18 protein-coding genes are annotated in these 21279 nt (G+C 72.7%); 11 read left to right on the top strand and 7 right to left on the bottom strand.

Going from position 1 to position 21279, the window contains the following annotated elements:
* Positions 1-247: 247 nt before the first annotated feature.
* The 3 genes from trhA to ACWDAS_RS10390 all read left to right on the top strand — a co-directional run bounded on the left by trhA (position 248) and on the right by ACWDAS_RS10390 (position 3244).
* A complete protein-coding gene (gene trhA / locus ACWDAS_RS10400; protein ID WP_450388450.1) occupies positions 248-949 on the top strand; it encodes a PAQR family membrane homeostasis protein TrhA in 702 nt (233 codons plus the stop codon).
* Positions 950-1094: 145 nt separating this feature from the next.
* On the top strand, positions 1095-2636 hold the full coding sequence (locus ACWDAS_RS10395; protein WP_450388449.1) for an MFS transporter: 1542 nt from the start codon (positions 1095-1097) through the stop codon (positions 2634-2636).
* Positions 2633-3244: an acyl-CoA-like ligand-binding transcription factor gene (locus ACWDAS_RS10390; protein WP_450388448.1), complete on the top strand. Its 612-nt coding sequence runs from the start codon at positions 2633-2635 to the stop codon at positions 3242-3244. The genes ACWDAS_RS10395 and ACWDAS_RS10390 overlap by 4 nt, the downstream gene beginning before the upstream one ends.
* A gap of 392 nt (positions 3245-3636) precedes the next feature.
* On the opposite strand, the gene ACWDAS_RS10385 is transcribed toward ACWDAS_RS10390, so the two are convergent.
* Positions 3637-5667, bottom strand: a complete 2031-nt coding sequence (locus tag ACWDAS_RS10385) for a thioredoxin domain-containing protein (RefSeq protein WP_450388447.1) — start codon at positions 5665-5667, stop codon at positions 3637-3639.
* A gap of 211 nt (positions 5668-5878) precedes the next feature.
* Here ACWDAS_RS10385 and ACWDAS_RS10380 point away from each other — a divergent pair, with 211 nt between their 5' ends.
* Complete coding sequence (locus ACWDAS_RS10380; RefSeq protein ID WP_450388446.1) at positions 5879-6877, top strand: helix-turn-helix domain-containing protein; 999 nt, start codon at positions 5879-5881, stop codon at positions 6875-6877.
* Positions 6878-6949: 72 nt separating this feature from the next.
* Here the strand turns inward: ACWDAS_RS10380 and ACWDAS_RS10375 are convergent, their stop codons facing one another.
* Positions 6950-10330, bottom strand: a complete 3381-nt coding sequence (locus ACWDAS_RS10375; RefSeq protein WP_450388445.1) for a S8 family peptidase — start codon at positions 10328-10330, stop codon at positions 6950-6952.
* Positions 10331-10567: 237 nt separating this feature from the next.
* On the opposite strand from ACWDAS_RS10375, the gene ACWDAS_RS10370 reads away from it, so the two are divergent.
* Entirely contained in the window at positions 10568-13705 is a 3138-nt protein-coding gene (locus tag ACWDAS_RS10370; RefSeq protein ID WP_450388522.1) for a tetratricopeptide repeat protein, read from the top strand.
* A gap of 77 nt (positions 13706-13782) precedes the next feature.
* A complete protein-coding gene (locus ACWDAS_RS10365; protein ID WP_450388444.1) occupies positions 13783-14112 on the top strand; it encodes a hypothetical protein in 330 nt (109 codons plus the stop codon).
* A gap of 43 nt (positions 14113-14155) precedes the next feature.
* Here the strand turns inward: ACWDAS_RS10365 and ACWDAS_RS10360 are convergent, their stop codons facing one another.
* Positions 14156-14419, bottom strand: coding sequence for a hypothetical protein (locus tag ACWDAS_RS10360; protein ID WP_450388443.1), 264 nt, complete (start codon positions 14417-14419; stop codon positions 14156-14158).
* A 4-nt stretch (positions 14420-14423) separates the two neighbouring features.
* Positions 14424-15296, bottom strand: coding sequence for a mycothiol conjugate amidase Mca (gene mca / locus ACWDAS_RS10355; RefSeq protein WP_450388521.1), 873 nt, complete (start codon positions 15294-15296; stop codon positions 14424-14426).
* A gap of 107 nt (positions 15297-15403) precedes the next feature.
* On the opposite strand from mca, the gene ACWDAS_RS10350 reads away from it, so the two are divergent.
* Both ACWDAS_RS10350 and greA read left to right on the top strand, forming a co-directional pair.
* Entirely contained in the window at positions 15404-15814 is a 411-nt protein-coding gene (locus tag ACWDAS_RS10350) for a DUF4307 domain-containing protein (RefSeq protein ID WP_450388442.1), read from the top strand.
* A gap of 188 nt (positions 15815-16002) precedes the next feature.
* Positions 16003-16500, top strand: coding sequence for a transcription elongation factor GreA (gene greA, locus ACWDAS_RS10345; protein ID WP_450388441.1), 498 nt, complete (start codon positions 16003-16005; stop codon positions 16498-16500).
* An 87-nt stretch (positions 16501-16587) separates the two neighbouring features.
* Here greA and ACWDAS_RS10340 read toward each other — a convergent pair whose 3' ends face one another.
* From ACWDAS_RS10340 to ilvA, 3 genes are all read right to left on the bottom strand, one after another.
* Complete coding sequence (locus ACWDAS_RS10340) at positions 16588-17445, bottom strand: ABC transporter permease (RefSeq protein ID WP_450388440.1); 858 nt, start codon at positions 17443-17445, stop codon at positions 16588-16590.
* Positions 17442-18404 (bottom strand): ATP-binding cassette domain-containing protein, encoded by a 963-nt coding sequence (locus tag ACWDAS_RS10335; RefSeq protein WP_450388439.1) that lies wholly within the window; start codon positions 18402-18404, stop codon positions 17442-17444. Before ACWDAS_RS10335 ends, ACWDAS_RS10340 begins: the two co-directional genes overlap by 4 nt.
* A gap of 238 nt (positions 18405-18642) precedes the next feature.
* Positions 18643-19803, bottom strand: coding sequence for a threonine ammonia-lyase (gene ilvA / locus ACWDAS_RS10330; RefSeq protein ID WP_450388520.1), 1161 nt, complete (start codon positions 19801-19803; stop codon positions 18643-18645).
* Between the two features lie 232 nt (positions 19804-20035).
* Here ilvA and ACWDAS_RS10325 point away from each other — a divergent pair, with 232 nt between their 5' ends.
* The 3 genes from ACWDAS_RS10325 to ACWDAS_RS10315 are packed head-to-tail and all read left to right on the top strand — an operon-like array spanning position 20036 to position 21269.
* On the top strand, positions 20036-20530 hold the full coding sequence (locus ACWDAS_RS10325) for a MarR family winged helix-turn-helix transcriptional regulator (RefSeq protein WP_450388438.1): 495 nt from the start codon (positions 20036-20038) through the stop codon (positions 20528-20530).
* A 32-nt stretch (positions 20531-20562) separates the two neighbouring features.
* Positions 20563-21024, top strand: coding sequence for a sigma factor-like helix-turn-helix DNA-binding protein (locus ACWDAS_RS10320; protein WP_450388437.1), 462 nt, complete (start codon positions 20563-20565; stop codon positions 21022-21024).
* Positions 21021-21269, top strand: a complete 249-nt coding sequence (locus ACWDAS_RS10315; protein WP_450388436.1) for a hypothetical protein — start codon at positions 21021-21023, stop codon at positions 21267-21269. The genes ACWDAS_RS10320 and ACWDAS_RS10315 overlap by 4 nt, the downstream gene beginning before the upstream one ends.
* Positions 21270-21279 lie beyond the last annotated feature (10 nt).

Below are 21279 nucleotides of genomic sequence, written 5' to 3'. Positions count from 1 at the left end.
GTTCCGCCCGGTGTGCACTCACCTGGCGTCAGATATCCGAGGGTGTGTTGTAGGCCCCTTGGGGGCTGCGACCCGGATGCTGCTTTTCGTGGGTTGCTCATCCGGTGCCGTCCGCACTCATATGAGTATCAGGATAGGAAACGCGATCTGTCCAGGGCGCGTGGGGTGAGCATCGCCACTCCCAACGTCCGGCGACACCGCGTACTACGTATCGGTAACCTACGCAACCGTAGGTAGCATTGACCTCATGAGCTCCGTGGACGAGACTCCCGTTGTGCCGCCCGCCCTTGAAGAACTCGCATCCGTCGCCGCCCCCCTGAAGCCGAAGCTGAGGGGGTGGCTGCATGCCGGCATGTTCCCGGCCGTCCTGATCGCCGGGGTCACCCTGACCGCGTTCGCCGAGAGCACCCGCGGGCGGATCGCCTGCGCCGTGTTCACCCTGACCGCATGCGCGCTTTTCGGCGTGAGCGCGCTCTACCACCGCGGGAACTGGGGACCGCGGAGCGAGACCGTGCTGCGCCGGCTGGACCACGCGAACATCTTCCTGATCATCGCGGGCACCTACACGCCCTTCACGCTCCTGCTGCTGCCGGCCGGCAAGCAGCAGATCCTGCTCTGGCTGGTCTGGGCCGGAGCACTGGCGGGCATCGCCTTCCGGGTCTTCTGGGTGGGCGCGCCACGCTGGCTCTACACGCCCTGCTACATCGCGCTCGGCTGGGCGGCGGTCTTCTTCCTGCCCGACTTCATGCGGCACGGCGGCATCGCCGTGCTCGTCCTCATCGTCGTCGGCGGCCTGCTCTACAGCATCGGAGCGGTGATCTACGGGACCAAGCGCCCCAACCCCTCACCGCGCTTCTTCGGCTTCCACGAGGTCTTCCACTCGTTCACGCTCGCCGCGTTCATCGTCCACTACGTCGGCATCTCGCTGGTCGCCTACAACCACGCGTAGCCCGCGCCGGACGCAGGAAGCCCCCGCACACCGCCGGTGTGCGGGGGCTTTCGCATGCCCGGATTGATAGCTACTATTTTTTGAGAGTCGCTGTCATTTGGCGGTGACTTTCGAAGGTGGCGACTCGATCACCCGGAGACCTCCCATGACGACAACGGCCGACCCCCGGCGCTGGTGGGCCCTCGGGGCCCTGGTCGCCGGCATGCTCGTACTCGGTTTCGACATGACGATCCTCAACGTCGCGCTGCCGACCATGGCCGCCGAGCTGGGCGCCGACACCGGCGACCAGCAGTGGATCGTCGACGGCTACACCGTGGTCTTCGCCGCCGCGATGCTCCCCGCGGGCCTGCTGGGCGACCGCTGGGGACGGCGCCGGATGCTCATCACCGGCCTCGGGATCTTCCTCGCCGGCTCCGTGCTCGGCGCCCTCGCCGGCAGCCCCGGACCGGTCGTCGCCGCCCGCACGGTGATGGGCCTGGGCGCGGCCCTCGTCATGCCGCTGGCGCTGTCCGTCCTGCCGTCGCTGTTCGGACCCGGGGAGCGGTCCAAGGCGGTCGGCGCGGTCACCGCGGCCATGGCGCTGGGGATGCCGCTCGGGCCGATCATCGGCGGCACCCTGCTCGACCACTTCTGGTGGGGCTCCATCTTCGTGATCAACATCCCGCTCGTCGCCATCGGCATCGCCGCGTGCCTGTTCCTGCTGCCCGAGACCAGCGACCCCGGCACGCCCCGGGTCGACCCGTCGAGCACGGCCCTGTCGGTGACCGGGCTCGGCGCCCTGGTGTTCGGCATCATCGAGGCGCCGCGCCGGGGGTGGGGCGACCCGCTCGTGCTGCTGACGCTCTTCGCCTCGGTCGCGCTGCTGACGGGGCTGGTGCTCCGCGAGCGCCGTCAGACGCGGCCCATGCTCGACCTCGGCCTGCTGCGGCAGCGGGGCTTCCTGTGGAACGCGGTCGCCGCCACGCTGGTGACCTTCATCCTCACCGGCCTGCTCTTCGTCCTGCCGCAGTACCTGCAGGCCGTGCTCGGCAACGACGCCCTCGGCACCGGCGTCCGGCTGCTGCCGATGATGGGCGGCCTGCTCGTCGCCGCCCGCGGCAGCGCACCGCTGGTCGGGCGGTTAGGGCCGCGGCCGGTGGTCACAGCGGGGCTGCTCCTGCTCACCGCGGCCGCGGTGCTCGGCGGCCGCACGGACGTCCACGACGGCTACGGGGCGACCGCGCTGTGGCTGTCCATCACCGGTTTCGCCTTCGGCTTCGCGATGATCCCCGCCATGGACGCGGCGCTGGGCGCGCTGCCGCGGGAACGGGCCGGCAGCGGCTCCGGGCTGCTGATGACCCTGCGCCAGACCGGCGGCGCCATCGGCGTCGCGGTCCTGGGCAGCCTGCTGGCGGCTGCCTACGAGGACCGCCTCGACACCTCGGGCCTGCCCGCGGCGGCCGCCGACGCCGCCTCGGGCTCCGTGGGGGCCGCGCACGCCGTCGCTGCCGCCCTCGGCGACCCCGCGCCGGCCGTCTCGGCGAACGCGGCGTACGTGCACGGAATGGACGTCGCCCTGCTCGCCTGCGGCGCCGCCTCGCTCGCGGCGGCCGTGCTGACCGCGCTCTTCCTGCCGGACGCCCGCGCCGCGAAGGAGGTGCCCGGCACCGCGGAGATGGCCCCGCCCTCGGTCGATGCACGACAATGACCAGCGTGACCGCACCGACCAGACCCAGCCTCCGCGAGCGCAAGAAGATCCGGACCCGCCGGGCCATCCGCCGCGCGGCCTGCCGGCTCTTCGAGGCGCAGGGGTACGACGGCACCACCGTCGAGCAGATCGCGGAAGCCGCCGAGGTCTCGGCCAGCACGGTCTTCCGGTACTTCCCCACCAAGGAGGACATCGTCCTCACGGACGAGTACGACCCGGTCATGGTGGCCGCGCTGCGCGCCCGCCCGGCGGACGAGTCCATCGTCGCCTCGCTGCGCCACGCCCTGCTGGGGCCGCTGCGCGAGATGCTCGCCGACGAGGCCGAGTTCGAGGAGATGCGGCAGCGGCTGCGGCTGGTGCGCTCGGTGCCGGCCGTCCGTGCCCGGATGGGCGAGAACATCCAGGAATCCAGCCGGCTGCTGGCCTCCGTCACGGCCGAGCGCCTCGGACGCCCCGAGGACGACTTCGAGATCCGGGTCGTCGTCGGGGCGCTGATCGGGGCCTGGTCCGAGGCCGTCTTCCACTGGCTCGACTCCGACGGCGCCGAGGACCTCGCCGCCGTCCTCGACCGCTCGCTGGGGCTGCTCGCGGCCAACCTCTGCCGCTAGAGCCTCTCGCCCACCGACCGGGCGCCCCCTGTCGCCGCGGTCGCAGGCCCGGCCGTCGTGGTCGGTGTCCAGCCGCGGCGGGCGGCGGAGGTGCGGGCAACCGCCTTCGGGAACGCGACCGGGACGCATACGTCCGCGGTGCCGCAGCCGCGGACGCAGCCCGAGACGCTCACCCCGACCGGTGCCGAGGCCCGCTTCCCGCCGGGCTTCACAGGCCCGCTCGCGAGGTCGTCGCGAAGTCGTGGACGTGCGGGGAGGGCTGTTCGGCGGCCCCGGTCGCGGAGCGCGCCGCGGACCCGGACCCCGTCGCCGCGGCATCCGGATGGACCCACTTCGCCACCTACGGCCCGCCGTTCGCGTCGACCGCGAAGAGCAGCGCGGGGACCTCCGCCTCAACGCGCGCCCAACTGCTCCCCCAGCGCGTCCGCGTCGGCCGTCGGCGCCGCGCACACGAAGTGCCGGCAGACGTAGGCCGCGGGACGTCCGTCGAGCAGCGGGCGGTCGGCGAGGAGGGCGTACTCGTCGGTGCCGGGCTCACCCGCGGCGACCACCGCGCCCGGGGCGGTGCCCAGCAGCGCGGCGCGGTGCAGTGCCGCCGTCCCCGCGTCGCCGGCCGGGCCGACCACGGCGACCTCGCGGGGGCCGTCGAGCGCCGCCTCGGCGACCGCCAGCCCCCAGCCGATGAACCGCGGCACCCGGCCGGCGAGGGCGCCCACGACGCCCAGCGCCTGCTCGGCGGCCTCGCGGTGCCGGGTGGAGCCGGTGTACGCGGCGTACGACAGCAGCGCGCCGGCCGCGCCCGTCCAGCCCGAGGGGGCGGCGTTGTCGGTCGGGTCCTGCGGGCGGCGGATCAGCGCCTCCGCGTCGTCGGCGGTGTCGTAGAGCGCTCCGCCCTCTCCGGTGAAGTGCCGCAGCACGGAGTCGAGCAGCAGCCCCGCGAAGTCCAGCCACACGCCCTCGCCGGTCACCGCGCTGAGCGCGAGAAAGCCCTCCGCGACGTCCGCGTAGTCCTCCAGCACACCGGCGTTGCCGCCCACCACGCCGTCCCGCGAGGTCCGGGCGAGCCGGCCGTGCTCGTCCATGTGGACCCGCACCAGCAGGTCCGCGGCCTCCACGGCCGCCGCGACGAGGTCCGGGCGTTCGAAGTACGCGCCGGTCTCGGCCAGCGCGGCGACCGCCAGCCCGTTCCAGGCGGCGACGACCTTGTCGTCCCTGCCGGGACGGGGCCGGCCCTCCCGCGCCGTGAACAGCCGCTCGCGCACGGAGGCGATCCGCTCCGCGTCCACGAAACCCCCGTCGGCGGGGAGTTGGAGCACGGAGGCGCCCTCCTCGAAGGTGCCGTCCTCCGTGACCCCGAAGAACTCGGCGGCCAGCGCCGCGTCCGCCTTGCCCAGGACGTCCTCCAGTTCCGCCGGCGTCCAGACGTAGAACGCCCCCTCGCCGTGGCCGCCGCCCGGCCTGTCGCTGTCGGCGTCGAGCGCGGAGGCGAAGCCGCCCTCGTGGGTGCGCAGCTCGCGGACGAGGAAGTCGGCGGTCTCCAGGGCCACCCGGCGGGCCAGATCGGAGCCGGTGGCGCGCCACAGGTGGGCGTAGACCCGGCACAGCAGTGCGTTGTCGTAGAGCATCTTCTCGAAGTGCGGAACCACCCACTTCCGGTCCACGGAGTAGCGCGCGAAGCCGCCGCCGAGCTGGTCGTAGATGCCGCCGCGGGCCATCGCCTCACAGGTGTCCCGGGCCATCTGCAACGCGCCCTCGGAACCGGTGCGCGCGTGGTGCCGCAGCAGGAACTCCAGGGCCATCGACGGCGGGAACTTGGGCGCGCCGCCGAAGCCCCCGTACGTGGCGTCGTAGTCCCGGGTCAGTCCCAGCAGCGCCGCCGCGAGCTCCTGCTCCCCCGGGGCGGCCGTCCCGCCGAGGGCCATGGAGCGCCCGCCCAGGTCCTTCACGATGGCCGCCGCGACCGCCCCGACCTCGTCGCGGCGCTCGCGCCAGGCCGCCTCCACGCCTTCCAGCACCTGCCGGAACGAGGGCATGCCGTGCCGCGGGGCGGGCGGGAAGTAGGTGCCGAAGTAGAACGGCTCGCCCTCGGGGGTCAGGAACACCGTCATCGGCCAGCCGCCCTGCCCGGTCGCCGCCTGCACGGCCTCCATGTAGACGGCGTCGACGTCGGGCCGCTCCTCCCGGTCGACCTTCACCGACACGAAGTGCTCGTTGAGGTAGGCGGCGGTCGCCTCGTCCTCGAAGGACTCGCCGGCCATGACATGGCACCAGTGGCAGCTGCTGTACCCCACGCTGAGCAGCACCGGCAGCCCGCGCTCCCGCGCCTCCGCGAAAGCCTCCTCGCCCCAGGGCCACCAGTGCACGGGATTGTCCGCGTGCTGCAGCAGGTACGGGGACGTGGAACCGCTCAGTCGATTGGCCATGCCCCCAGCCTCACACATCGCGCCCCGCCGCCGCGCCCGCGCCCGCGCCGGCCGGCTCGGCACCGGCCGGCGCCCGCCCCGTAAGGGGCCCCAAGTTGTCCACCGCAACCAACGTTGTCCCAGCTCGGGGGGCCTGGTGGAATCGACCGCCGGACCGGACGCGTGTCCCGACGCCCGGACGGACACGCCGGTCGGCGAAGGGAGCGGCGGCATGCTGGAGACGGTGGGCCTCACGGCTGCCGAGGGCGAGGTGTACCGCCTTTTGGTCGTCACCGAGGCGGCGTCCGCCGAGGAGATCTCCGGCCGTTGCGGCCTTGACGCCCCGACGGCCCGGCGGCTGCTGCTCGCCCTCGAGGCCAAGGGACTGGCGAGCGCGGTCGAGGAGAGTCCCGGCTGGTTCACGGCCGTTCCCCCGGATACGGCGCTCGTGCCGCGGCTGCGGCGCCACTCCGACGCCCTGGAGCAGACCCGGGCGGCCGTGCGCGATCTGGTGGAGACCTACCGCCGCAGCGCGCGGGCCTGGGGCGAGGGCGAGGCGATCGAGATCATCAGCGGCGCCGCCGCGCTGCGGCAGCACCTGCGGCAGGTCCAGGACGGTGCCCGCCACGAGATGCTGTGGTTCGTCAAGGCCGGATATGTGGCCATGCCCCCGGAGAGCAACCAGGAGGAGTACCACGCGCTGTCCCGGGGCGTGCTCTACCGGGCTCTTTACGAACAGGCGTACTTCGACGACCCCGGCGCGGTGGACAACGTCGTCAGCGGTGTGCGGGCCGGCGAGGTCTCCCGGGCGGTGCCCCAACTGCCCCTTCGCATGGCGATCGCCGACCGGTCGGTGGCCGTCCTGCCGCTGGCTTCCTCCTCCGCGCCCGGCAGCCCCCAGCCCCTCAAAGCGGCGCTGGTGCGGGGAAGCAGTCTGCTGGAGGCGCTCATCGACCTGTTCGACCACTACTGGGAGGTCGGCGCCCCGCTCCGGGTGACCGAGGAAGGCCAGATCGGCCGGGCCGGCCACACCGACACCCCGTCACCGGTCGCGAAGGATCGGCACTTGCTGTCCCTGATGGTCGCGGGCCTGACCGACGAGGCGATCGCCGGACAGCTCCGCGTGAGCAAGCGCACCATTCAGCGGCGCGTCCAGGTGCTGATGAGTCTCGCGGGCGTCACCACCCGCATGCAGCTGGGATGGCACGCGGCCCGCCGGAACTGGCTCTGAGGCGCCGGCCGGCGCCGGAACGCGAACGGGCCCGCCGGACGGATCCGGCGGGCCCCGCGCCGCCTGCCTGCGCTACTTGAGCAGGTAGGCCTTGATGACGGTCTGCCGGAAGGAGTTGCCCTCGGCGTCCTTGACGTACGTACGCAGTGAGACCGAGCCGCCCGGCGAGAGGTGCGGGTGGTTCACGGTCACGGTGCGCTGCACGCCCGTGCCCGTGACCTCGGCCGCGTGCCAGGTCCTGCCCTCGTCGTAGGAGACCTCGACGGTGAAGGTGCGGATCGGTACCTCGGCGGCGCCGGCCGTGCGCTGGATCAGGACCGGAATGTCGAACCTGCAGTCCGCCTTGGCCCGGTTCCACTCGTCCAGCTGCGGCGACATGAGCACCGCGTACAGCGGCAGCGCCTGCTGGGTCGCCGTGGTCTGCGACCGGAACCGCCATTCGGCCCGCAGGCTCGTGGAGATGGAACTGGGAGCGAGGTCGCGGTCCTCCGCGACCGTCAGACGGTAGTCGGCGGGGGTGGCGTCGGCCGGTACGTAGCCCGTGTCCAAGTTCTGGGAGACCAGTTCGCCGTTGCGCCGCAGCTCCGCCGTCGGCCTGCCGGTATTCGTGTCGGCCGCCAGGTCGAGGTTGCCGTTCGCGGCCCACTCGATGGGGTAGAACATCATGTCCCCGTCGCGGTAGGCGCCCATCTCGGGCGAGAAGCCGACGCCCTGGATCCCGTTGTTCCAGTGCTCCTCGACCTTGGCTCCGGCCCTGTAGCCGTGCAGGGAGCTGAGGAAGAGCTGTCCGCGCTTGTCCGGGTCGAGGAAGCTGGTCTGGTCGAAGGCGGTCTGCCAGCGCAGGCCGTCGGCCGCCGCGAAGTAGTCGACGCGCCGGCTGGGAACGGGGAGTCCGTCAAACCCGTGCACGAGGAACCGGATGTCGTCGATGTGCATGTAGAGGCCACGGAAGGCCGTGGTCTGCGGGGCGGTGGCGGCGAACGTGGTGGTCACCTGGGCCAGCTCCGACTTGCGGGGGTGGTAGCCCGGATCCGCCGGGATACCGCCGTGGACCGGCCGGACCAGGTAGTAGATGGACGAGGGAATCCCGCCGTCAGCGCTGGGCTCGCCCCAGACGGTGTTGTCCACATAGGCGAACTTCGAGTCCTCGTACTGGGCCGTCGGAACCGCGTACAGGCCCTCGACGCGGTCGCCGCCGATCGCGTTGTTCATGACGAGGGATGTGAGCTGGTCGCCCAGGCCGATCGTGTCGAACTCGGCCGACATGATGCGCGCCGAACGGCTCGGGGCCGAGACCGTGACGGGCTTGGCGGTCCGGGCGTCGATGGTCGCCGTCTGGTCGGTGGTCATGACGACCTTCGGCACACCGAGCATGGTGCCCTCGGTGAACGCCGCGTCGGCGAAGAAGCCGCTCACGGAGTAGGTGTCGTTCGGGATCCGCAGCACGGTGCTGTCCTGGCCGAGCAGTTCCCGCTCGTACAACCTGCCGTCGGCCGAGCTGACGAGCAGGTAGGCGAAGTCGGGAGCCGCGCCCGAACGGCTCCTCATGGTGATCCGCAGATCGTGGGACGGCTGCTCGATGTCGGCGCCGAACGGAACTCGCACCGAGACGCTGTCGTCCGCGGTGGCCGCATGCACCACGCCGCTGAAGGCGGCGTAGAGCGTGGTGGCCTCCGGGTTCACGGTGAGGGTGACGTCCGCGGTTCCGTGCGCGGGAACGGTGACTGTGTCGGTGCTGAGGCTGAACAGGTTCTCGGGCGCGGGTGCCTTGCCGGCCTTGTAGCCGGCGTTGTGCTCCAGGTGGAGGGTGAGCGGCTCGTCGCCCGGGTTGCGGTAGGTGATCGTCTTGCTCACCGGCGGGCGCACGCCGTCGGTCCAGCGGACCAGCCCGAAGTCCAGTCCGGTGGGCTCGGCGGTGACGTGCTGGTCGACCGCCCGGGCGATGTCCACGCGCCCGGCGCCCTGGTAGTAGGCGCCGCTCTCGAAGGCACCCGTCGTCGAGTGCATCAGCTGGCGTTTGACCTGCTCCGGGGTCCAGTCGGGGTGCTGCTGGAAGAGGATGGCGGCGGCGCCGGTCACGTGCGGCGTGGCCATGGAGGTGCCGCTCATCGCGATGTAGCCGTCGTCGGCGGTGGTGCCGCCTGCCCTGGCGGCGACGACCCCGACGCCGGGGGCGACGAGGTCGGGCTTGAGACCGGAGTCGCCGACCCGCGGGCCGATCGAGCTGAAGTAGGCCAGCTCGTCGTCGACATCGGTGGCGCCGACAGCGAGGGCGCTGTCGGCGGAGGCGGGGGTGGAGACCTTGCCGGGGCCGGAGTTGCCGGCCGCGGCCACGACCAGGGCGCCGTAGTCACGGGTGACGGTGTCGACCATGGCCTCGATGGCGTCGGTCTCCGGAGTGTCGGGCTCACCCAGGCTGAGGTTGATCACCTTTGCGCCGTGCTCGGCGGCCCAGGCCAGCCCCTCGATGATGGCGGAGTCGGCGCATTGGCCGTTCCTGGTGCAGACCTTGCCGGACAGGATCCGCGCGCCCGGCGCCACGCCCTTGTACCGGCCTCCGGAGGCCGCACCGGAACCGGCGATGATCGAGGTCACATGAGTGCCGTGGCCCATGAGGTCGTCGGTGTTCGGCTCGGTGGTGAAGTTCGCGGATTCGGCGACGAGGCCCTTGAGGTCCGGGTGGTTCGGGTCGAAGCCGGTGTCGAGCACCGCGACCTTGACGCCGGCACCCGTGTAGCCCTTCTCCCAGGCGTGCGGGGCCCCGATGAGCGGCACTGTTTTGTCGAGTTGGACCTTGGCACGGCCGTCGAGCCAGACCCGGCGTACGCCCGCCCCGAAGGACGCGGCGCCCGCCTTGGCGGGGGCGATGCCCTCCCAGAACTCCGCGGCGGCCTTGCGGTCCTCGCGGAGGGTCGCGAAGGAGGTACCGGGGACGGCGCGGACCCCGTCGGCCCCGGCCGCGGTGAGCCGGCTCCCGGCGGTTTCCGCGTCACCCGCGTACTGGACGATGAGCGGCAGGCTCGCCCGCTCGGCGTACTTCGCCTTGACCAGGGCCGATACGTTGAACAGCGCCCTGTCGAGGCGGTCCGCCGCGAGCAGGGGAAGCGCGTCGACGGGTATGACCGTCCAGTCGCGCCCGTCCTGACGCTTGACGAAGGTGATGTGCTCGCGGCCCTCGGCAGGCTCGACCGAGACGCTCTGCCGGCCCGCCGGGTCGGTCTCCAGCGTGACGCGGTCGCCCGTGATCAGGGTGACCTGGTGCCGGGTGGCCGCGGTGGACCCGGTGGACCCGTTGGCCGTGCCCGCTACGGCCGGGTCGGCCGGCCCGGTACCCTGAGCCGCGCCGGGTGTGGCGGTCAGACCTGCCAGCAGCGCCGCGAGAGCGGCGGCGGCCACATACTGCGGCCGGGGGCTTCTGGCCCTCGGCCGCCACCTGTTGTTCATCTGTCTCATGGGGAGACAGCGTGGCGCCGCCGTCGGCGGGGGTCAGCACTTTCCGTTGTCGAGCAGACGCCAAGTCACCTTTGCGCCACGGCGCGGCGGCCCCGCAGACGCACGGACGCCGGGCCCCGGGCCGGTCCCGCGTGCGGACGCGGTGTCGCGATGTGGCCTGTTCGGCAGGACACTTGGGGACGAGTGGCGACCGAGGGGGCAGTGTTGACGAAGCACACGCCGCAACTGCAGAAGCAACTGCGCACGTCCGACCGGGCCGAGGTGTTACGGCTGCTGGAGCGGGCCGTCGCCGGGGAGTTGCGGGGCGGGAGCCCCGGGGAGGCGGAGGAGACGCTGCGGCGCGGACGGGCGGCGCTGGACGAGATCGCGGGCGAGGCGGCGGCCGAGTACGCCGCGTACACCGCCGCGGTGGCGGCGGAACGGGCGGGCCGCCGGTCGGGACTGGGCACCCCGGCGCTGGTGACCGCGGTCGCGGCCGTCGCGGCGTGTGTGGCGGACCTCGGCTGGGGCACCCCGACGGCCACGGCGCTGGGCGCGGGCGGCGTGGTCGCGGTCGCCGGGGCGGCCGTGACGGCGGCACTGGCGACGGGCGGCGGCGCCGGACCGGCGCAGGAGCTGCGGGGGGCCTGGCTGGAGGCCGTGGAGCAGCGCGGCGTCCGCCCGTTCCTGGAACGCCGGCCGGCCGCGGCGGCCCCCGCCAAGGTGCCGGCGCAGCGCCGTACCGACCGCAGCGCCGCGGCGCGGGGCCGCAGTGTGCTGGAGCAGTCCTTCGCCCATCTGCCCGCCACCGAGGGGCCGTTCGCCGGGCGCCGGGAGCACGTGCGGCAGATCGCCCAGTGGGTGCACCAGGCGCGGGTCTCCCCCGCCTCGGAGCCCGTCGTGGTGGTGCTGCACGGGCAGGCCGGGTCCGGGCGCACCACACTCGCGGTGCGCGCCGCCCAGCAGCTCAAGGACCAGTTCCGCGGTGCCTGCGTCGTCGATCTGCGCGGTGCCGCGCCCGGGGAGCGCCCGCTGCCCGTCCGGGACGCGCTGCTGCATCTGCTCAACCGGCTCGGCGCCCCCCGCGAACAGCTCCTCTTCCGCGAGCGCACCTCCCGGGAGCAGCATCTGCGGCGGCTCGCCGACCAGTACCAGAAGCACCTCACCGATGTCCCCGTCGTCATCGTCCTCGACGACGCCGCCGGCCCCGAGCAGATCCGCGCCCTGGTCCCCGAGCGTTCCGACAGCCTCGTGCTCGTCACGTCGGCGGAACCGCTCGCCCTCGACATCCCGGCTGCCCGCGTCTACGCCCTGCCCGTGGACCCGCTGGGGGCGGACGCGTCGCGGGAACTGCTGGCCGGGCTCGCGCCCGGCACCGTCCCGGCCGTCCCCGCCGCGGAGGGCTCCGGTACCGCCGACGCCGTGCGGCGGCTGTGCGGCGGGCTGCCGCTGGCGCTGCGCATCGCGGGCAGTTCGCTCCCGGAGCGCGGCGCGGAGCGGCTGGCGGCTGACCTCGCGGCGTACGGCCCGGTGGGCCCGGTCGACCGGGCGCTGGCGCTGCGCTACCACGACCAGCCGGAGCCGGGGCGCCGGCTGCTGCGGCGGCTGGCGCTCGCGGGGCGGACGAGCCTGGGCGCGGCGGCGGCCGCGGCCCTCCTCGGGGCCGAGGAGCAGGAGGGCGCGCGGCGGCTGGGCGAGTTGGCGTCGGCCGGCCTCGTCGAGCACGTGCGCGGCAGCCGCTACCGGCTGCACGACCTCGTACGGCGCTTCGCCCACGCGCGCCTGCTCGACGAGGAGGACCCGGCCGAGCGGGCCGCCGCCCAGGAGCGGCTGATCCGCAGCTACGCCGAGCTGGCGGACGCGGTCATCCGCCTGGTCGACGGCCGGACCTCGACCCGCGCCGACCGCTTCGGGCCGCAGGGCTTCCCCTCGCTGGACCAGGCGCTGCGCTGGCTGGACGAGGAGTCGAGCTTCATCACCGCCGCGCTGCGGCACTCCGACGGCGTCGACCAGCGGGTGGTGCAGCATCTGCTCGGCGCGCTGTGCGACTACTGCCTGCTCCGCGGCGATCTCTACCGCCTCGGCGAGATCAGCGAGCTGGCCCAGGCGCACCAGCGGGAGGCGGACCAGTCGGTCCTGGTCCGCTCGGTGCAGTGGCGAACCGGCATCGCCGCGCGGCAGCTGGGCGAGCTGGACAAGGCCCGCTCGACGCTGTCGTCGGTGGTCGACCTGTACTTCGAGGCGCAGCACCCGGCGGGCGCCGCCCGGGCCCTGTGCAGCCTCGGCATCACCCTGCAGCAGCAGGGCAGCCTGCACGAGGCGGAGACCAAGCTGCGGGAGGCCCTGGAGCTGCAGTCCGGCGACGAGCTGCGGGCCGACCGGGCCTGGACGCAGCACGCGCTGGCGGCGGTGCTGCGGGACGCCGGGCGGCTGGCGGAGGCACGTGAGCTGCTGACCGAGTCGCTGGCCCTGCACCGGGAGAGCGAGAGCGTGCACGGCGAGGCGTGGGCCCATCTGCAGCTGGGCCAGTTGCTGCTGTTGCTGGGCGACGCGGAGCGCGGCGAGACGGAGCTGCGCGCCGCGGACGAGTGCTACGCCGCCACCCGCGACCCGCGCGGCGAGGCCTGGACCGCCACCCAGCTCGGCCGGGCCCGCCTGCTGCGCGCCGACGCCGCCACGGCCCAGCGGGTACTGCGCGACGCCCTCGCCCGCCACCGGGCCAACGAGGACGCCAGGGGCGAGGCGTGGTCCCTGTACTACCTCGGCCAGGCGCTGGAGGAGGGCGGCGAGCTGGACGCGGCCCTGCGGGCCCTGGAGCGCTCCCGGACCATGTTCAGCCGGATGCGGGACGTCTACGGGCTGGCCTGCGCCCGCCACCACTCCGCCCGGGTCACCCGCGACCAACGGGCGGCGCTCACCGGCAATCTGCGCAACAGCGGCTTCGCCCGCCAGCTCCTGCAGGACGCCCGCACCGACTTCCACCGCATCGGCGTCCCCCACGGCGAGGGCTGGTCCTGCGTGGAGCTCGCCGTCATCGACGCGGGCAACGGCCGGCTCTCCGCGGCCCTGGAGCTGGCCCGGGAGGCCGAGCGGCTCTTCGCCGGCATGAATGACCGGCGCGGTCTGGACTGGGCGCGCTTCCTGCAGTGCACGCTCCTGCCGCTGCTCTCGCCGGCGGGCGCCGCCGAGGCCCGCGAGCGGCTCACTCCGCTGCTGGGGGACGCGTACGAGGGCCGTGACCTGGACCTGGAGGAGTACGCGGAGGCGTACACCCTGCTGCTGGAGCGCGGTGTCCAGCCGGGCACGCCGTGGGAGGCGTGGCGGCTGGGCATGGTCCCGTCGCGGGGCGCCCGGATGGTGATGGCCGTCCCGGTGGACCGGGCGGTGGAGGGCTGAGGGCCCGGTCCAGCGTGTCACCGGCTCCCGGGCCCCCCGCGGGCGACAATCGCGACGGGGACCGACCGTGAGAGGACGTGACCATGGACCGGCTGCCCGCTTCGCTCCAGCCCATCCGCGACCGGGAGCAGGCGCTGCCGCACGAGGCGAGCGTCTACCGCGAGAGCCCGGTGCGGCACACGATCACCTTCGCGTGGGACGGCCCCGACGGCCCGGACGGCGGCGATGACGCCGGCCTCGCAGTGATCGTCTCCAGCGGCGCGCTGCCCGTACCGGCCGTCGGCGAGCACGTCGCCGTCCACGGCCACGACGTGCGGGTGGTCGCGGTGCGGACCTCGTACACCCGGTCCGACGACGAGGGTGTCCCACTGCTCTTCACGCGGGTGGGCGTCGCCGGGCCCGGCTGAGCGCCGCACCCCCTCCGCCACGGGAAGGGGTGCGCGGCATGTCTCAGCCGTTGCGGCCGGAGCCCTCGGAGCCCGCACCGGCGGAGGCCTTGGCCTGCGCGTCCGGGTGCCCGGGCTGCTCCGGCTGCTCCTCGAAGTCGATCTTCTTGAACTGCTTGTTCATGTTCTTCATCAGCCACCACAGGGAGAGGCCGATGATGGCGAAGATGACGAAGCCGAGGAGGCCGGGCGTCACCTTGTCTTGGTCCAGGTCGTTGGCGGCGAGGGGGACGAGCTGGGCTGCGGCCGTGCCGAGAGTCGCGTTCACGCGCTCAATTCTCCCGGATGCCCGCGAAGAGGTCGTCCTCGGGGAGGCTGGTGTCCACCCGGGTCTTCGCGAGCTCGTAGTCCTCGTTGGGCCAGACCTCCTTCTGGATCTCCATCGGGACGTGGAACCAGGCGCCGTCGGGGTCGATCTGGGTGGCGTGCGCGAGCAGCGCCTTGTCCCGGATCTCGAAGAAGTCCGAGCACGGCACGTGGGTGGTGATGGAGCGCTCGGGCCGGTCGAAGGACTTCCAGCGCTCCAGCCACTCGCCGTACGGGGACTCCAGCCCGCGGGCGAGCAGCGCCTCGTGCAGGGCGACGGTGCGCTGCCGGTTGAAGCCCTGGTTGTAGTAGAGCTTCAGCGGCGTCCACGGCTCGCCGGCCTCGGGATAGCGCTCCGGGTCGCCGGCGGCCTCGAAGGCGACCATCGAGATCTTGTGGGTCATGATGTGGTCGGGGTGCGGGTACCCGCCGTTCTCGTCGTACGTGGTGATCACGTGCGGGCGGAACTCGCGGATGAGCTTCACCAGCGTGCCCGCGGCCTCGTCCACGTCCTGGAGGGCGAAGCAGCCCTCGGGCAGCGGGGGCAGCGGGTCGCCCTCGGGAAGCCCGGAGTCGACGTAGCCGAGCCAGGACTGCTTGACGCCGAGGATCTCGCGCGCCTCGTCCATCTCCTTGGCGCGGACCTCGTGGATGTGCTCCTCGATGTACTTGTCGCCCTGCAGCTTGGGGTTGAGCACGGAACCGCGCTCGCCCCCGGTGCAGGTCGCGACCAGGACGTCGACGCCCTCGGAGACGTACTTGGCCATGGTGGCCGCGCCCTTGCTGGACTCGTCGTCGGGGTGTGCGTGCACGGCCATCAGCCGCAGCTGCTCGGTCAAGGTCGGATCCTCAGTCATGGGTCGTAGGTAGCGGCTTCTATAGTGACCGAAGCGAGGGGCTGTTTGATTCCAAGGCGGGATTCCCCGGGCCCCGGGAGGACTGATTGATGAGCGCGGTGCGCGACGGACTGCCCGAGGGACGGTACGGGCGGGGTGCCGACGCCGACGCGCGCGCGGACCGCAGGCTGCGTGCCGTGGGCTCCGTGCTCGGCGTGCTCATGCTGTTCTTCATCGGCTGGATCGCCTGGGACAAGCTGACCGGCACCGGGGTCAGCGCCGAGGTGATCAAGTTCCAGGTCGCCTCGGACCGGGAGGTCCAGGTCCACATCGAGGTGCGCAAGGACGCCGGCGTCCCGGCGGTGTGCACTCTGCGCTCGCTCGCCGAGGACCACGGCGAGGTGGGCCGCAAGGACGTTCGCCTCAATCAGCACAGCAGTCGCATCGATACCGTCGTCACCATTCGCACCACCAGTCGCGGCACTTCCGCGGAGTTGGTCGGCTGTCAGCCCGCAGGCTGATCCGACCTGCCCGGCCGTTCGGCCTCTGCCACATCTGACCTGGGGTTATGGCTTCCTGGTGATTTTCCTCTCGCCGATTGTCGGGGGGAATTGTTACGCTCGTGGTTTCGCCCTCCCGCGAAGACGCATCTTTTTGGGTAGGGCGTTCATTTGTAAGCAAGCGAGTTCGAGTACGACGAGGAGCACCTGTGACCCAGACCAGCGAGAACGTCACCTGGCTGACCCAGGAGGCGTACGACCAGCTCAAGGCCGAGCTGGAGCATCTGTCGGGTCCCGCACGCGCCGAGATCGTCGCCAAGATCGAGGAAGCCCGCCAGGAAGGCGATCTCAAGGAGAACGCCGGCTACCACGCGGCACGCGAGGACCAGGGCAAGCTGGAGCTCCGCATCCGCCAGCTGACGCAGCTGCTGCAGCACGCCAAGGTGGGCGAGGCCCCGGCGGACAACGGCGTGGTCGCGCCGGGCATGGTCGTGACGATCGCCTTCGACGGCGACCCCGACGACACCCTGACCTTCCTGCTGGGCTCGCGTGAGTACGTGTCGTCGGACCTGGAGACCTACTCGCCGCAGTCCCCGCTGGGCTCGGGTGTGAACGGCAAGAAGATCGGCGACGACGCGAGCTATGAGCTCCCGAACGGCAAGAAGGCGTCGGTGAAGATCCTCGACGCCAAGCCGCACAGCGGCTGACGCCGCCCCACACACACGCGGCGAGCCCCCGGCCGGGAAGGCCGGGGGCTCGCCGCGTGCGGTGGGCCGATGCCCGCGGGACGGGTGTCAGGCCGTCGCCGAGCGGTACTTGCGCACCGCGAGGGTGCGGAAGACCAGGATGATCACGACGGACCAGAGCACCGAGGCGAGCGCCGGGTGCTGCATGGGCCAGGCGTCCGGGACCTGGTAGTTCGGCGGAAGGTTGCCGAACAGCTCGCGGCAGGCCAGCACGGTGGAGCTGAACGGGTTCCACTCGGCGATGTGCCGCAGCCAGGGGGTCATCTGGTTGGGGTCCACGAAGGCGTTCGACAGGAACGTCAGCGGGAAGAGCCAGATGAGGCCGCCCGAGGTGGCCGCCTCCGGGGTGCGGACCGACAGGCCGATCAGGGCACCGATCCAGGAGAAGGCGTAGCCGAGCAGGAGCAGCAGGGCGAACGCGCCGAGCGCCTTGGGCAGGCCCTCGTGGATGCGCCAGCCCACCAGCAGGGCGACGATCGCCAACACGAGCACGGTGAGCGCCGTCTGGACCAGGTCGGCCAGAGTGCGGCCGGTGAGCACCGCGCCGCGGGCCATCGGCAGCGACCGGAAGCGGTCGATGAGGCCCTTGTGCATGTCGTCGGCGATGCCCGCGCCCGCGCCCGCGGTGGCGAAGGTCACGGTCTGGGCGAAGATGCCCGCCATCAGGAACTCGCGGTAGACCGTCGAGTCGGTGGAACCGCCGACGTTCATGGAGCCGCCGAAGACGTAGCTGAACAGCACCACGAACATGATCGGCTGGACGAGGCCGAAGATCACGACCTCGGGGATCCGCAGCATGCGGATCAGGTTGCGCCGGGCGACCACCAGCGAGTCGCGGACGGACTGCACGATCGGGTTGGAGGTGCGCGGCGCGCTGGTGGAGACCGCGTCGGTCACCGTGGTCACTGGGACTCCTCTTCCTTCTCCTCGGCGGCGTGGCCGGTGAGCGACATGAAGACATCGTCGAGGGTGGGCCGGCGCAGACCGATGTCGTCGATCTCGATGCCGCGGGTGTCGAGCTCGCGGATGACCTCCGCGAGCAGCTTGGCGCCGCCGGCGACCGGTACGGTGATCCGGCGGGTGTGGTCGTCCAGGGTCGTCTCGCCCTTGCCGAAGCCCTTCAGCACCTCGGTGGCGGTCGCCAGGTGGGCGCGGTCGTGGACGACGACCTCCACGCGCTCGCCGCCGGTGCGCGCCTTGAGCTCGTCCGACGTGCCGCGGGCGATGACCTTGCCGTGGTCGATCACGCAGATGTCGTGGGCGAGGTGGTCGGCCTCCTCCAGATACTGCGTGGTGAGCAGCAGCGTGGTGCCGCCCGCCACCAGGTCCTGGATGACCTCCCACAGCGCGAGGCGGTTGCGGGGGTCGAGGCCGGTGGTCGGCTCGTCCATGAACATCACCGGCGGCCTGACGACCAGCGCGGCCGCCAGGTCGAGCCGGCGCCGCATGCCGCCGGAGTAGGTCTTCGCCGTGCGGTCGGCCGCATCGGCGAGGTTGAAGCGCTCGAGCAGCTCCGCCGCCCGGGCCTTCGCGTCACGGGCGCTCATCTGGTAGAGCTGGCCGACCATCTGCAGGTTCTCGCGGCCGGTGAGGTACTCGTCGACGGCCGCGAACTGACCGGACAGGCCGATCTGCCGGCGCACCTCGTTGGGGTGCTTCAGCACGTCTATCCCGGCCACGACGGCCTTGCCGCTGTCCGGCTGCAGCAGGGTGGTCAGGACGCGCACGGCGGTCGTCTTCCCGGCCCCGTTGGGGCCGAGGAGGCCCAGGACGGTCCCTTCCGGGACGTCGAGGTCCACTCCGTCCAGTGCCCGTACGTCACCGAAGGTCTTCACCAGACCTTCGGCATGGATGGCGCCTGGCATGCGATGTCTCCGATTCGGGGCTTGGCGGTGCATGGGGACTGTTCCGGTGCGCGGCCGTGCGGCAGCGCACCACGATGCGTCGCGAGCATCGCAGACGCGATATATCGCGTCAAGCGAATTTCTCCGGGTTCCCTCCCCCGCGCCACATCCCGCGTCCGCGACACCCTCCGAACACCATGCCGCACGCCACTGACAATCCGGCCCCACCGCCCTCGCCGGGCACCGCCGGGGCCGTACGTCAGAGCAGTACGTACCCCGCCGTCCGCAGCGCCGCCGCCACCGCGGCCCGGTGCTCGGGCCCGCGGGTCTCCAGCTGCAGCTCGACCTCCGCCTCGGTCAGCCCCAGCCGGGGATCCGTGCGGACGTGCGCGATGTCCAGCACGTTTGCGTCACTCGCCGAAAGGATCTCCAGCAGCGCCGCCAGCGCCCCCGGCCGGTCCGTGAGCCGCAGCCGGAAGGACATGTAGCGCCCCGCGGCGGCCATGCCGTGCCGCAGGATGCGCTCCATCAGCAGCGGGTCGACGTTGCCGCCGGACAGCACGGCCACGACCGGCCCGTCGAAGGCGTCCGGCCGCGACAGCAGCGCGGCCACCGGGCTCGCCCCGGCCGGCTCGACCACCAGCTTCGCCCGCTCCAGGCACAGCAGCAGCGCGCTGGACAGCTCGTCCTCGGTGACCGTGCGCACCTCGTCCACCAGATCCCGGACGATGCCGAACGGCACGTCCCCCGGGCAGCCCACCTTGATGCCGTCCGCCATGGTGGCCACCGAGTCCAGCGCCACCGGCCGCCCCGCCGCGAGCGACGGCGGATACGCCGCCGCGCCCTCCGCCTGCACCCCCACGACCCGCACCTCCGGGCGCACCGACTTCACCGCCAGCGCCACACCCGCCGCGAGCCCGCCGCCGCCCATCCCCACGACGACCGTGCGCACCTCCGGGCACTGCTCCAGGATCTCCAGCCCCACCGTGCCCTGCCCGGCGATGATGTCCGGGTGGTCGAAGGGGTGGATGAGGACCGCGCCGGTCTCCTGCGCGTACTCCTCGGCGGCACGCAGCGTCTCGTCCACCACGTGCCCGTGCAACCGCACCTCCGCCCCGTAGTCGCGGGTAGCCGCGATCTTCGGCAGCGGTGCGCCGGACGGCATGAAGACGGTGGAGTGCACCCCCAGCAGCGACGCGGCCAGCGCCACACCCTGCGCGTGGTTGCCGGCGCTCGCCGCCACCACGCCCGCCGCCCGCTCCTCCAGCCGCAGCCCGGCGATCCGCACATAGGCGCCGCGGACCTTGAAGGAGCCCGTACGCTGCAGGTTCTCGCACTTCAGATGCACCGGTGCCCCGACCAGCCCGGAGAGATACCGGCTGCCCTCCATGGGTGTCACCCGGGCCACACCCGAGAGCATCTTGTGCGCGCCGCGCACATCGTCGATGGTGACCGGACACGATCGCGCGGGAACCGCCGCGCGACTCGTGAGACGTGCCGGACCGGCGGGGCTTTCCATGGTCCCCAGTCTTGCAGCAGCGGCCTCCGCCCGGACGGACCGAGCAGTTTTCCGCGGCGGGGTCCCGGGGTGACGCTCTCCGCGTACTCTTCTCCCAACCTTCGCAGGACCGACAGAACGCGAGCTTCCGGCCATGCCCATTCCCCCCTCGGAGACCACGACCGACCTCCTCGAGCGCCTGCAGCACGAGGTGGCGCTCTTCGCCCGCCGCGCGGAACAGACCCGCCTCGGTGGCGTGGGCAAGGCCCGCAACTCCATGGACCGGGCCGCGTACCTGCTGCTCCACCGCCTGGACAACGAAGGCCCGATGGGTGTGAAGGCACTCGCGGAGGGCATGGGCATCGACTCCTCCACCGTCACCCGGCAGGTCGCCCCGCTCGTGGACAGCGGTTTGGTCAAGCGCACCTCGCACCCCGAGGACGGTCGTGCGGTCGTGCTCGCGCTCTCCCCGCGCGGGCGCTCGCGCCTGGAGGAGGTCCGCTCCTCGCGCCAGCGGCTCATGGAGGTCGTGACGGAGGAGTGGACGCCGCAGGAGCGCGAGGTCTTCACCGATCTCCTCGGCCGTTTCAACACCGCGCTCGCGCTGTACCACGCCTCCGTCACGCAGGGAGACGAGCAGAACTCTTGACCTGAGGTCACCGTCTGCCGTCCCATGTCGCTGTGGGAGAGCGCCGGGCGGCAGCGGAACGCCTGCGCGACGCCGAGTTCGAGGCGTTCGCGGCGGGCGCAGCAGGACGGCTGCTGCATGCCGCCATCCTGCTCACGGGGGATCGGGGGGAAGCGACCGAGCTGCTGTGCGCCGCCCTGTCCCGCACTTACGCGGACTGGTTCCGGATGCGCGGCGAGGACCCGTACGCCTGCACCCGCGCCGAGATGGTGCGCCGCTTCGCCCACCGGCCCCGGTGGCGCCGCCCGCGCTCCGGGGTGCTCGGGCCGCTCAACACACGGGAGCGGCTGGTGATAGTGCTGCGGCTGTACGAGGGCATCGCCGAGGAGCAGACCGCCGCGCAGCTCGGCATGCCGGTGGAACGCGTGAGGGCGATCACCCTGCGGGCCACCGCGGCCCTGCGCAGCCGGCCCGCGCGCGGCGCGGTCCCCCGGGTGCGGGAGACCGCGCCATGAGCCCGTACGACCGCAAGGAGGACGAGGTCCGCCGGCTGCTCGACGGACCGCACCCCGTGGTTCCCGTGGACCTCGCCCCGCGCGCCGCCGAGCGCGGCCGCCGCGTCCTGGCGCGCCGCCGCGTCCTGCACGCCGTCCTGTGGACCCTGCTCGTCGTGGGCCTGGTGACGGCGCTGGTCCTGGCCTCCCTGTGGTGGCCGTCCCCGGAACCGCTCGACACGACGCCGAGCATCGGCCACTGGTAGCGGCCGAGCG

Source organism: Streptomyces sp. NPDC001070 (genome assembly GCF_053598835.1).
The sequence above is the reverse complement of the archived record's forward strand: the minus strand, read 5'-3'. Positions and strand labels throughout refer to the sequence as shown.

Coding starts and splice junctions, on each gene's coding strand:
- trhA (WP_450388450.1), top strand. CDS start 248: ATGAGCTCCGTGGACGAGACTCCCGTTGTGCCGCCCGCCCTTGAAGAA.
- ACWDAS_RS10395 (WP_450388449.1), top strand. CDS start 1,095: ATGACGACAACGGCCGACCCCCGGCGCTGGTGGGCCCTCGGGGCCCTG.
- ACWDAS_RS10390 (WP_450388448.1), top strand. CDS start 2,633: ATGACCAGCGTGACCGCACCGACCAGACCCAGCCTCCGCGAGCGCAAG.
- ACWDAS_RS10385 (WP_450388447.1), bottom strand. CDS start 5,667: ATGGCCAATCGACTGAGCGGTTCCACGTCCCCGTACCTGCTGCAGCAC.
- ACWDAS_RS10380 (WP_450388446.1), top strand. CDS start 5,879: ATGCTGGAGACGGTGGGCCTCACGGCTGCCGAGGGCGAGGTGTACCGC.
- ACWDAS_RS10375 (WP_450388445.1), bottom strand. CDS start 10,330: ATGAGACAGATGAACAACAGGTGGCGGCCGAGGGCCAGAAGCCCCCGG.
- ACWDAS_RS10350 (WP_450388442.1), top strand. CDS start 15,404: ATGAGCGCGGTGCGCGACGGACTGCCCGAGGGACGGTACGGGCGGGGT.
- ACWDAS_RS10335 (WP_450388439.1), bottom strand. CDS start 18,404: ATGCCAGGCGCCATCCATGCCGAAGGTCTGGTGAAGACCTTCGGTGAC.
- ilvA (WP_450388520.1), bottom strand. CDS start 19,803: ATGCTCTCGGGTGTGGCCCGGGTGACACCCATGGAGGGCAGCCGGTAT.
- ACWDAS_RS10325 (WP_450388438.1), top strand. CDS start 20,036: ATGCCCATTCCCCCCTCGGAGACCACGACCGACCTCCTCGAGCGCCTG.
- ACWDAS_RS10315 (WP_450388436.1), top strand. CDS start 21,021: ATGAGCCCGTACGACCGCAAGGAGGACGAGGTCCGCCGGCTGCTCGAC.